Source organism: Bacteroidia bacterium (genome assembly GCA_041391665.1).
Classification (GTDB): Bacteria; Bacteroidota; Bacteroidia; order J057; family J057; genus JAGQVA01.
In genome coordinates this window covers 1,805,986-1,818,355 of sequence record JAWKNO010000001.1, presented here as the reverse complement: position 1 = coordinate 1,818,355, position 12,370 = coordinate 1,805,986, and the positions used below count along the sequence as shown (strand labels likewise).

Genomic DNA, 12,370 nt, shown 5'->3' with positions numbered 1-12,370 from the left:
TAGCCACATGCGCCCATCCCCCCAAATTTCCCTGCAAACGGCGCGTCGTCTGATGCGCGAGGTTGAAACCACCGCGCTATTGATAAAACCTTTGCTCAGGCGTAGCCGGGACTCCGGAGGAGTCATATGTTTGTAGCCGCAGGCGCCCACCCCCCCAAATTTCCCTGCAAATGGTGCGTCGCAGCACGCCCTTTGTTGCGCGGGGTTAAAACCACCGCGCTATTGATGTTCTGCCCAGAACAAGCTCCGTAGGAGCGCAATGACGGTAGCCGCAGGCCCATCCCCCCAAAATTTCCCTGCAAACAATGTGTCGCAGCACACCACCTCGTTAACCATTAACAATTGACCATTCTTTCGGGTCGCAGTCCTATCTGTTAGTGAATAGCTCTCCTATCCGGATGAAGTCCGATTTACGATATAAGATTTACGAAGAAAGAAATAAGCCCCCTGCGCTTCCCTTCTGACTTCTGACTTCAAAAAAAAGAGCGGAGGGGGGACCTCCGCCATTAGGTTTGATCCGGTCGGCGTAGGAGTGCGACACTAACCGCCTGGACCAATTTTAGTATTATTGAAAATAAGTTACTACTTTTTTTTAATAATGCAAAACACTACCAACCCAATACCCATGCAAAAATCAATGGTGCGACAATGGTAGCATCTGATTCGACGATAAATTTGGGGGTATCTATGCCCAGTTTCCCCCAGGTGATTTTCTCATTGGGTACGGCACCGGAATAAGAACCATAGCTTGTGGTAGAATCAGATATCTGACAGAAATAGCCCCAGAAAGGCGTTTCTTCCAACTCCATATCCTGATACAGCATCGGAACTACACAAATCGGAAAATCTCCGGCAATGCCTCCTCCAATCTGGAAAAAGCCGATATTTCCTTCGTCTGCTTTTTTGGGATACCAGGCTGCCAGCTCGGTCATATACTCGATACCTGAGCGCATGGTGGTGGGTTTTATCTCACCTTTGATGCAGTAAGAAGCAAATATGTTACCCATCGTGGAGTCTTCCCAACCAGGCACGACGATAGGCAGGTTCTTCTCAGCTGCGGCCAACATCCAGCTGTTTTTGGGATCTATTTCGTAATAGGGCTCGAGGTCTCCGCCGAGAAGCATTTCGTACATAAACTGATGGGGAAGTTTACGCTCACCGGCAGTGTCTGCATCCTTCCAGCGTTTGAAAATATGTGCCTGGATCCGGCGGAAGGCTTCTTCCTCTGGGATACAGGTATCCGTTACGCGATTAAATCCATTCTCTAGCAGATCCCACTCTTCCTGCGGGCCGAGATCCCGGTAGTTGGGCACACGTTTATAATGATTATGGGCCACAAGATTCATGATATCTTCCTCCAGATTTGCGCCTGTACAGGAGATGATCTGCACTTTGTCCTGCCGGATCATTTCGGCGAGGGATATACCCAATTCGGCTGTACTCATCGCACCTGCCAGCGTAATCATCATTTTCCCTCCGGCATCGAGGTGCGCTTCATATCCTTTGGCTGCATCGACAAGAGAGGCAGCGTTGAAGTGGAGATAATTTTTTTCAATAAACTGACTGATCGGTCCTTTTGTGGTCATTGCAATTGATTATTTTTTAATACCCGAGAATTTTCATTACCTGCTTGCTATTCTGCTCTTCCCTGAGCACCCGGAAGGATTTTGAGCCATCTTCATTCATGGTCATAATCACATGTTTGGGATCCGGCATCAGACAATGATGAATACCGCCCAAACCACTCAATACTTCCTGATAAGCACCCGTATGGAAAAAGCCCAAATACTGCTGTTTTCGGGTTTTGGGCATAAATACCGCGTTGACGTTGGCTTCGTAGTTGTAGTAATCATCGCTGTCACACGTCATTCCACCAATATACACACGTTCATATTCAGCGTCCCAATTGTTGATAGGCAGAAGAATAAAGCTGCGGTTCAGTGCCCATACATCGGGGAGCATACTAATGATACTGCCGTCAATCATAAACCACTTTTCGCGGTCATTCTGCATTTTCCTGCCCAGAACCTTGAAGAGTGTACAACTGCTTTCGGCAACGGTATAGCTGCCAAATTCTGTGAGAATGTCTGGTTCTTCCACTTCGTGTTCGCGGCAGATTTCCTTGATGGTATTGACGATCTCCTCGATGACGTATTCGTAATCATATTCAAACTCCAGAGAGTTGTAAAAAGGCAAACCACCACCGATGTCGAGGTATTTGAGTTCCGGATTAATTTTCCTGAACCGACAGTAGAGATCTACAAATTTGCGAAGCTCACTCCAGAAGAAGGGAGAATCCTGAATCCCGGTATGAACAAAAAAGTGCAGGAGTTTTACTTTAAACTGAGGCGCTTCAGCCAGGCGGGTCTTGTAATAATCGATTACTTCATCTGCCCGAATACCGAGTCTGCTGGTGTAGAAGCTGGAATCTGGCGGTTCCTCCGTGGCGATCCGCATTCCGAGCGAGCAGGGTTCAAGCAGTTCACTCTGGTAAAAATTGAATTCCTCCTTATTGTCGAGTACGGGAATGATGTTTTTAAATCCATCGTGGATCATATCCACAATGTTTTGTTTGTATTCAAGATCTTTAAATCCATTACAAACAACCAGAATATCTTTTTCAAGATTTCCACTCTTATGCAGAGAGGCGATAATCGGGAGATCGAAAGCCGAAGAAGTTTCAAGCTGAACGTTATTTTTCAATACCTCCACCAAAACATGCTGAAAATGGGAACTTTTGGTACAGTAACAGTATTTATAATCTCCTTTATAATCCTTCTTTTTGATTGCCTGGTAAAATAATTTTCGGGCTTTCTGGATTTTACTTGAAATCACGGGCAAATACGTAAACCGCAGCGGCGTTTTGTAGGTTTCTATAAGTTCCATGAGGTTAACCCCCTGAAAATACAGCTCATCATCCAGCACTTTAATCCCTTCCTGGGGGAAAACGTAGCTTTGATTAATAAAATCTAAATAACTCTGCATGTTTTGTCTTTTCATTAAAAAAAGCAGGAAGTACCGGGATACCTCTGCTTTTGTTTGTTAATCGTTATCTTTTTTTCTTGCCTTTTATGCCGCCTGTAGGGTTATCACTGGATGCTGGTGGCTTGCGGCGGCGGATTTTCTCCCAAACTTTACCACCTGAGATATCATCCTCATCTTCTTCTTCGCCATCATCATCATAAGAACTATTAGCACTACCCTGTTGCGGAGAAGGCTTGCCTTTTACCACACGGAGGTTTCTGCCATCAATATTTTCTCCGTTGAGCTCCAAAATGGCTTCTCTCGCCTCAATTGCTGATGGCATGATTACCGTTGCAGAAAAAGTTTCTCTACCTGGGTCAGGATCATCATTTAATTCTACAGAAGTCACTTCTCCAAATTCTTCGAATATTTCGAACAATTCATCTTCGGAAGTAGAACGATCAATGTTTGAAACATGGATTTTCATTGTCAGTCTAGTTCAAAATTCGGCGTAAACAAATGTTTTTTTGGTAATTTTAGCGATAATTTTTTGAATTTGTATAGCATTAGTGAATACAAATTTGCCCCAAAAATAATAAAAAACAGACATCAAAAACTGATGTCTGCAATTGATGTCGATAGATCGTCAAATTTATTGCTTTTTACGGGTTTATTTGCGCAAAAATTCGTCTACTTTTTCTGCACAATCACGCCCTTCTGCAATCGCCCATACCACCAGTGATTGTCCTCTTCGCATATCTCCGGCGGCAAATACTCCTTCGACAGATGTTGCGTATTCATTTGTCTTCACATTTCCTCTCTCATCGAGGTCCAAATCGAGATCTGCCAGCATGCCTTCTGCCTGTGGATGCATAAATCCTATGGCCAGCAAGGCCAGATCACAGGGGATCAACTGCTCGGTATTGGGGATAATGTCAAACCCGTTGCCGTAAGCGCGCCAGGCGATTTCACATATCTTTATGGCTTTGATATGGCCATTCTCATCGGCAACAAATTCTTTGGTCAATACAGACCACTGCCGCTCACATCCTTCTTCATGTGAAGAAGAGCTCCGCAAAACCATCGGCCATTCGGGCCATGGATTAGAATAGCTTCTTTGGACCGGAGGTTTTTCCAGAAGCTCCAGCTGAGTTACCGAAAGCGCCCCCTGACGATTGGAAGTGCCCACACAATCTGCGCCGGTGTCTCCGCCGCCGATCACTACCACATGTTTCCCGGCAGCGCTGATATCCCCCGCTTTGGGTGTCCACTCTCCCGCGATCTTTTTATTCTGGCGGGTAAGGAAGTCCATGGCAAAATGAACCCCCTCCAGGTTTCTTCCTGGCGTAGTATTCAGGTCACGGGGAACCGTTGATCCACCGGTAACCACTACGCTATCGTATTTTTTTAACTCTTCTGTTGGCATATCTACACCTATATGAGCATTACAGACAAAATGAATACCTTCAGCTTCCATCAAAGCTATCTGCCTTTCTACAACCCATTTTTCAAGTTTAAAATCCGGAATCCCATAACGCAGCAATCCTCCGGGATTTGCGTCTCTCTCATAAACCGTTACGTTGTGTCCGGCCCGATTGAGATATACAGCTGCGGAAAGACCTGCGGGGCCGGAACCTACCACCGCAACTGATTTACCAGTCCGGAAGGACGGAGCCTGCGGTTTGATATAGCCCAGTTCGAATGCTTTTTCGATGATGGTTTTCTCAATATGTTCGATGCTTACCGGTGGGCGGTTGATCCCCAGTACACAAGATCCTTCGCAGGGCGCCGGGCAAATCCTTCCCGTAAACTCAGGGAAAGGATTGGTGGATAGGAGAATCTCAATGGCAGCCTCCCAGTCTTCGCGGTAAACGGCATCATTAAAATCAGGAATATGATTGCCCAGCGGGCAGCCCTGATGACAGAAAGGCACCCCGCAGTCCATGCACCTGGCGGCTTGTTCGCGGGTTTTTTCTTCACTAAAGGGAAGATACAATTCCTTAAAGTCAAGGATTCTTTCTTCAGCATCCCTTGTACCGGGAAGCTCACGCTTATACTCTAAAAATCCTGTTGGTTTTCCCATAATAATTTTGCGTAATATTTTTTTAGCCTACCAGTTTTTCTGTTTCTTTCTCTTTCCATGCGTTGACATGGTTTGCCAGAAGGACATTCTTATAATCGGTAGGAATAACTTTCACAAAGTGATCAAAAGCCGCCGACCATTCGGTCATCAGTTTTAGGGCAATACGGCTTCCTGTATATGTATAATGTCTGCTGATGAGGTTTTTCAGTACTTCGATATCATCGTATTCCAGCGGGTCAAACTCGACCAGTTCCGGATTGCATTTTACCTTAAATTCATTTTCAGGGTCATATACATACGCGATTCCGCCACTCATACCTGCGGCAAAATTTCGCCCGGTTTTGCCGAGCACAACGACTGTTCCCCCGGTCATATATTCGCAGCCATGATCTCCTACACCTTCCACGACGGCCTTTACACCGGAGTTTCGCACGCAGAACCTTTCGCCAGCCACTCCACGGATAAATGCTTCACCGGAAGTTGCACCGTAAAAGGCTACATTGCCGATGACGATATTTTTTCCGGGTTCGATCGGTGCCGATTTGTGGGGATATACGATGATTTGTGCACCGGAAAGTCCCTTGCCGACGTAGTCATTGGCTTCCCCTTCGAGTTCGAAGCGGATACCTTTGACGCCGAAGGCTGCAAAACTTTGCCCGGCTGATCCGGTAAATTTGTAATGAAGGGTGCCCGCCGCCAGTCCTTTGCCTTTATGGATTTTGGATATTTCATGAGATACGATGGTGCCAATTGCCCGGTCAACATTTCGCACTTCTGCTGAGTGAAAAACAGGCACACCATGTGAAATGCCATTTTTAGATGCGGCCAGCAATTGCCAGTCAAGTACTTTTTCCAGCCCATGCTCCTGTTCGACCTGCTGATAAAGGCCCACATTCTCTGCGTGAGGCGCTTTGTACAGGACAGGCGAAAGATCTATAGTTTTGAGCTTCCAGTGGTCAATATCGTCGCGCACTTTCAGTTTCTGGCTTTGACCAACCATTTCGTTTACTGTGCGAAAGCCCAGTTCAGCCATATGCTCCCGGAAGTCATTTGCCAGGAAGGTAAAGAAGTTGACAAGATCATCTGCACTGCCGGTAAACATCGCCCGAAGCTCGGGGTTTTGGGTAGCGACTCCTACCGGGCAGGTATTGAGATGACATTTGCGCATCATAATACACCCCTCAACCACCAGTGCTGCGGTGGCTATCCCCCACTCTTCTGCCCCGAGCAAGGTGGCAATAGCCATATCGCGACCCGTCCTGACCTGTCCGTCAACCTGAAGCGTAACGCGACTGCGAAGATTGTTTTTTACCAATGTCTGATGTGCCTCGGCAAGTCCCAACTCCCAGGGGAGTCCCGCATGGCGGGTCGAACTCAGCGGAGAAGCACCTGTACCGCCATCATGCCCTGAGATCAGAATATGATCTGCATGGGCTTTGGCTACGCCGGCGGCAATGGTTCCGACGCCTGCTTCTGATACCAGTTTGACGCTGATTCGGGCATGCCGGTTGGCATTTTTCAGGTCAAATATCAGCTGCGCAAGGTCTTCAATAGAATAGATATCATGGTGTGGCGGCGGCGAAATCAGGCCCACACCGGGCGTACTGTGCCGCACTCGTCCGATCCATTTATCTACTTTGTGGCCGGGGAGCTGGCCGCCTTCACCAGGCTTGGCACCCTGTGCCATTTTGATTTGCAATTCGTCTGCCTGGCTGAGGTAATAACTTGTAACGCCAAACCGTCCGGAAGCAACCTGCTTGATGGCAGAACGGGTAGAATCGCCGTTGGGCAACCTATTATAACGCTCTTCATCTTCCCCGCCTTCACCACAATTGCTTTTCCCGCCAATGCGGTTCATGGCAATCGCAAGCGTGGAATGCGCTTCATGAGAAATAGAACCAAACGACATCGCCCCGGTAGCAAAACGTTTCAGAATATTTTCGACAGGCTCTACTTCTTCCAGCGGAATCGGCTGGCGATCTGTAAAGTCAAGCAGACTCCGCAGCGTGATGGGCTTTTTCATCTGCTCATTGATCTTCGCTGCGTATTTTTTATAGAGGCCGTAATCGTTGCTTTTGCTCGATTTCTGGAGAAGATGGATCGTCTCAGGGTTAAACATGTGAACCTCTCCATCTTTTTTCCACTGGTAAAGTCCACCTGTTTCCAATCGCAGTTTTGCATTTGGGTTTTCGGGAAATGCCTGCAAATAGCGGATCAGTACTTCTCTGCTGATTTCCTCAAAAGAAAGACCGCCGATTCGGGAGATACTTCCCTTGAAACAGAAATCGACCACTTCCTTGCTTATCCCCAGTATCTCGAAAATCTGTGCCCCGTGATACGATTCAAGGGTGGATATGCCCATCTTTGAAAAGATTTTCAGCAACCCGTAATTAATCCCCTTGATAAAGTTGTAGTGAAGTTTTTCTTCAGCGTATTCCTGAAAATCGGGATGCGACTGGTTAAGTTCGGTAAGACTTTCAAAGGCGAGGTAGGGATTGATAGCAATCGCACCATAGCCGATCAGTGTGGCAAAATGGTGGGTCTCGCGGGCGTCGCCGGTCTCTGCAATCAAATCTGCAAACGACCGGAGGCGGCGCTCCATCAGCCAGTGGTGCACCGCACCTACAGCCATCAGAGCGGGGATAGGTGCCAGGTCTTTGCCCGCGATTCTGTCGCTGATGATAATTACCAGATTATATGCTTTGCCATTTTTGGCAGAATCAGCAGCTTCAGATGCCGCTTTTTCCGCCTTTTTACACAATACCGTAAGGGCTTCCTTCAATGACTGCCCAGGGGTAAAAACCGCATCAATGGTAACCGCCCGGTAATCTTCGTGCGCTATCTGGCGAATTTTTTCCAGTTCCTGATTGGTAAGTACCGGATGTTTGATGGTAATATGTTTACAAGCCTCCTCCGACTCGATCAATATATTTTTAGACCCCCCGATCCATGTTCTCAGCGACATTACCAGGCGTTCGCGGATAGGATCTATCGGAGGGTTACTGACCTGGGCAAACAGTTGTTTGAAGTAATGAGAGATATGCTGAGACTGAGAAGAAAGAATGGCCAGCGGGGTGTCTGTTCCCATCGAGCCCAAGGGTTCCTGTGCCGTTTCGGCAAATTTACCAATGACAACTTTCAGGTCTTCACTGGTCACGCCAAATAATTTCTGTGTGCGCAGCAGCGCCTCTCCGGAAAGAGACGGATACACAGGTTTTCTTTGAGGAAAACTTTCAAGATTCAGCTTATATTTTTTCAGCCAATCGCCGTAAGGTTGTTGGGACGAAATGCTCTGCTTCAGTTCTTCATCACTGATAATTCTTCCCTGAGAGAGATCGGCTACAAAGATTTTTCCAGGCTGAAGGCGACCTTTCTGTCTTACATTATAAGGCTCTACAGGCAAAGCACCCGTTTCAGATGCCATAATCAGCCGGTCGTCGCGGGTAATGGTATAACGGGAAGGACGCAGGCCATTACGGTCAAGCGTAGCACCCACAATATTACCGTCAGTAAAGCAAATAGACGCCGGCCCGTCCCAGGGCTCAGAAAGTGTAGAATGAAATTCGTAGAATGCTTTTCTTTCCGCATCCATCAACTTGTTGTCCTGCCAGGCTTCTGGTATGACCATCATCATGGCATGAGGAAGAGATCTTCCGCTCATGACCAGCAATTCGACCATACTGTCGAGGTTGCGCGAATCAGAATGAGAGGGATCGCAGATAGGAAATAACATTTCCAGCTCTTCCTGCTTAAAGTAAGAGGAGGTCATCACCCCTTCTTTGGCCCGCATCCAGTTGATATTTCCTCTGATCGTATTGATTTCGCCATTGTGGGCGATGTAGCGGAAAGGTTGAGCCAGTCGCCAGCGGGGAAAAGTATTGGTCGAAAAACGGGAATGCACAAGCGCCAGGGCAGAAACTACCCGAGGATCGTGCAAGTCTGGAAAATAAGGTCTCAATTGGTCGGTACGAAACTGACCTTTATAGACAATCGTCTTAAAAGAAAGAGAGGTGAAGTAAAATTCATCATTGATATTGGGCACCTGCTTGTTGATCGCATGGCCCACAAAACGGCGCAGGATAAATAGCTGCCTTTCAAATGCATCGGGAGACAATTTTTCCTTAGGAGCAACAAACATCTGCTCGATTTCAGGAGATGCGTCGAAGGCAATTTTCCCAATCCACTGTTTTTCAGCAGGCACTTTACGGAATCCCAGCAGGTGAAACCCACGGTTTTCCACATATTGTTTCAGGATATCCCGGCAATGTTCGCGTTTGATTTCATCGGAAGGAAAAAAAATCATCCCCACCCCGTATTGGCCAAAATCAGGAATGGTAAACCCCGATTTCTGGCATTCTTCAGAGAGAAAACGGTGAGGAACCTGAATGAGAATCCCGGCACCGTCGCCTGTACGGGGATCGCTACCCGTAGCACCTCTATGCTCCATATTGGTAAGCATGGTAAGGGCGTCTTCTACGATGTTATGCGATTTTTTTCCTTTGAGGTGGGCGACAAATCCAATGCCGCAGGCATCATGCTCTAATTCGGGAACGTAAAGCGAACGTTGGTCAGAATCTTTCATTGCTGGGATGATATTTCGGGCAGATGACCAAAATTTTCCGGCGCAAGACCCCCTTGCCGATTTTTCTACTATAGAAAAATAAGCCCGCAAAAATATCACCAATCGCCTGCCTGAAGGCAAACAAAATGGCCGGTTAAATAAATGTAGTTATCTGACTCCTTGTGTAAACTCAGTGACAATAATAATAATAAAAATCGACATTATTTAATATTTCAATAAAATTTTTGTAAAATTTTTACTTATCTGAAGTTTTACCCATATGCTATTAAAAAAATCGCACCTAAAAGCCCGATTTTTACAACATAAATAATCTCATGCGAGTGTTTTTTTTTCGGCAATGACCGAAAAATTTCTTAGATTCAGAGTTACCTTAAGGCTGCTACGGTATGGAAGTTGGCTCAATAAGAAAGTTTAACTCTTGATCCTGAAAGACATGATTCTGCTGAATTTGCTTCTTTGTATCATTTGTGCCCTTGCCATTTTATTATTTATGATGCAGGTAGGGGTTCTTGTGAATCTCTATATTTTCAAAAACAATCCGGATTCGATGTCAGAGAATACGCTTCTGATGGAACCCGACGGAGTGGAGGAATTCATTCCCACAGCCGATGGCGGATTGATACGGTCGCTGCACAAAGCGTCTGGCCCTGCGATGATCCTGATTCCGGATTTGGGATTGTCATTGGTAACGATGAATCTTCTCTGGCGCCAGTTGGCCGCCAAAGGTTACCAGGTGATCACATTTGATCATCGTGGACATGGTGAATCAAAACCGGGATCAGATGGTTTTAGCCCTGAAATCCTCTCCAGAGATCTGAAACAGGTGCTGGAATTTTACAATCTTAAAGACTGTATTTTGGTTGGGCATTCTGCGGGGGCATTTCTGGCGATGAAATATTTGCTGGATCATCCGGAAGAAAGCAGATACAGGGTAAAAGGCCTGGTTTCACTTGCGGGTTTTGGGGCGCTTTCAAAAGGAGAAAAAACGCAGCGTCGGTTCCCTTTTTCGATGATTGGTTCGGGTTTACTCCGACGCATACTGAAGACGGAGCTCTATGGCTGGAGTTTTTCGGCAGTAGCCTTTGGCGACAGTCCTGCACCGTCGATGTTGCGGGCGTTTATGAAAGTAGCTTTGAGAGATGAGCATCAAATCATTCAAAGTGTCTGGGATCAGATAGGTAGACAAAACCTCCACGACCGACTCTCTGACCTCTCGCTTCCGGTTACCCTGATTTCCAGTTATTCAGACCGGCGAATAGACCCCAGGGCTTCTCAGTTGCTGGCGCAGCATATTCCTTCTGCTACGGCCAACTGCCTCGAAGAGCCCTTTGGAAATATGATGGTATGGGAAGCTCCCGGAAAACTCGCCGAAATTATCCGGAAATTTGAGCGAATGACGCAGGGAGAAATTGTATAAAAAAAAGGAAGGAACGACCGAAGCCGCTCCTTCACAAAAACACTCAAGTGATCTGCAAGACATCTTTGACTTATGCAGTTACTCCTTTTACTGTTTTGATGATTCTTGCGGCAGCTTTGTACGGATCTGCATTGGAGGCGGGGCGTCTGTCTTCCAGCCATCCTTTGTAGCCGTTTTCTACCGTTCCGATCGGAATACGGATAGAAGCACCACGGTCAGAAACACCAAAGCTAAATTTGTCAATCGACTGGGTTTCGTGTCTACCTGTCAGTCGCTGATCGTTATAAGCACCATAAACAGCAATATGTTCTTTAATTACAGGGCGGAAAGCCTCGCATACTTTGTCGTAAGCTTCTTTGCTACCGGCAGTGCGGAGCAAAGTATTACTGAAATTGATATGCATCCCACTTCCGTTCCAGTCTCCTTTGATTGGTTTGGGGTGCCAGTTGACGCCCAGACCATATTTTTCGCCCAGACGTTCCAGAAGATAACGGGCAACCCAGATCTGATCACCAGCGTCAGCAGCACCTTTTGCGAAAATCTGAAATTCCCACTGACCAGTAGCCACTTCTGCATTAATACCTTCCACGTTTAAGCCTGCCTCCAGACACTGATCGAGATGCTCTTCCACGATCTCCCGTCCAAATGCATTTTTTACCCCAACTGAACAATAGTATGGTCCTTGCGGTGCAGGGTATCCACCTTCCGGAAATCCGGGAGGCATATTTGTCACCGGATCCCACAGGAAGTACTCCTGCTCAAAACCAAACCAGAAATCGTTATCGTCGTCATCAATCTGTGCACGTCCATTGGTTACATGCGGTGTACGATCCGGATTCAGGACTTCGGTCATTACGAGATAACCATTGATACGTCCCGGATCAGGATAAATAGCGACCGGTTTCAGCAGACAGTCTGACGAACGGCCCTCTGCCTGCTCGGTAGAAGAACCGTCAAAAGACCACATCGGGCAGTCTTCCAGTTTGCCGCTAAAATTCGATACAATTTTTGTCTTACTTCTCAGGCCTTGGGTAGGTGAAGATCCATCCAGCCAGATGTACTCGAGTTTTGCTTTTGCCATTTTTAGAATAGTTGAAAATTAGGTATCTGAGATAAACTCCTAAAAGATGCCGCAGATTTATGAATAAATTTCAAAAAAGAAAAGTATTTTTTTAAAAAAACCCTGATTTGCACGATAATAATAATGAAATTGAAAAAAATATACTATTTCGTTTGATATTCTTCAAAAAATCACCATTATTGCAATCACAAATTAAAAATAGTTCTTTTTTTATTACCAATTCCAGTATTTAAGCAGAAAATC

At 46.4% G+C, this 12,370-nt stretch carries 7 protein-coding genes; 1 reads left to right on the top strand and 6 read right to left on the bottom strand.

The genetic code is table 11. The features are described 5' to 3' along the window. Positions 1–608: 608 nt before the first annotated feature. The 5 genes from R3D00_07665 to gltB all read right to left on the bottom strand — a co-directional run bounded on the left by R3D00_07665 (position 609) and on the right by gltB (position 9,629). A complete protein-coding gene (locus R3D00_07665; protein MEZ4773043.1) occupies positions 609–1,586 on the bottom strand; it encodes a deoxyhypusine synthase family protein in 978 nt (325 codons plus the stop codon). A 16-nt stretch (positions 1,587–1,602) separates the two neighbouring features. Next, a complete protein-coding gene (locus tag R3D00_07660; protein MEZ4773042.1) occupies positions 1,603–2,985 on the bottom strand; it encodes an arginine decarboxylase in 1,383 nt (460 codons plus the stop codon). A 64-nt stretch (positions 2,986–3,049) separates the two neighbouring features. After that, entirely contained in the window at positions 3,050–3,451 is a 402-nt protein-coding gene (locus R3D00_07655) for an RNA-binding protein (GenBank protein ID MEZ4773041.1), read from the bottom strand. A 183-nt stretch (positions 3,452–3,634) separates the two neighbouring features. After that, on the bottom strand, positions 3,635–5,047 hold the full coding sequence (locus R3D00_07650; GenBank protein ID MEZ4773040.1) for a glutamate synthase subunit beta: 1,413 nt from the start codon (positions 5,045–5,047) through the stop codon (positions 3,635–3,637). A gap of 22 nt (positions 5,048–5,069) precedes the next feature. After that, on the bottom strand, positions 5,070–9,629 hold the full coding sequence (gltB, locus tag R3D00_07645) for a glutamate synthase large subunit (GenBank protein ID MEZ4773039.1): 4,560 nt from the start codon (positions 9,627–9,629) through the stop codon (positions 5,070–5,072). A gap of 433 nt (positions 9,630–10,062) precedes the next feature. On the opposite strand from gltB, the gene R3D00_07640 reads away from it, so the two are divergent. After that, the gene (locus tag R3D00_07640; GenBank protein MEZ4773038.1) at positions 10,063–11,046 is read left to right on the top strand and encodes an alpha/beta hydrolase; all 984 of its coding nucleotides are present in this window, start codon (positions 10,063–10,065) and stop codon (positions 11,044–11,046) included. Between the two features lie 70 nt (positions 11,047–11,116). On the opposite strand, the gene R3D00_07635 is transcribed toward R3D00_07640, so the two are convergent. Then, positions 11,117–12,127, bottom strand: coding sequence for a glutamine synthetase beta-grasp domain-containing protein (locus tag R3D00_07635; GenBank protein ID MEZ4773037.1), 1,011 nt, complete (start codon positions 12,125–12,127; stop codon positions 11,117–11,119). Positions 12,128–12,370 lie beyond the last annotated feature (243 nt).

What these genes read in the sequence shown, in the direction of transcription:
- gltB (MEZ4773039.1), bottom strand. Translation starts at nt 9,629, where the DNA reads ATGAAAGATTCTGACCAACGTTCGCTTTACGTTCCCGAATTAGAGCAT.
- R3D00_07660 (MEZ4773042.1), bottom strand. Translation starts at nt 2,985, where the DNA reads ATGCAGAGTTATTTAGATTTTATTAATCAAAGCTACGTTTTCCCCCAG.
- R3D00_07655 (MEZ4773041.1), bottom strand. Translation starts at nt 3,451, where the DNA reads ATGAAAATCCATGTTTCAAACATTGATCGTTCTACTTCCGAAGATGAA.
- R3D00_07635 (MEZ4773037.1), bottom strand. Translation starts at nt 12,127, where the DNA reads ATGGCAAAAGCAAAACTCGAGTACATCTGGCTGGATGGATCTTCACCT.
- R3D00_07640 (MEZ4773038.1), top strand. Translation starts at nt 10,063, where the DNA reads ATGATTCTGCTGAATTTGCTTCTTTGTATCATTTGTGCCCTTGCCATT.
- R3D00_07665 (MEZ4773043.1), bottom strand. Translation starts at nt 1,586, where the DNA reads ATGACCACAAAAGGACCGATCAGTCAGTTTATTGAAAAAAATTATCTC.
- R3D00_07650 (MEZ4773040.1), bottom strand. Translation starts at nt 5,047, where the DNA reads ATGGGAAAACCAACAGGATTTTTAGAGTATAAGCGTGAGCTTCCCGGT.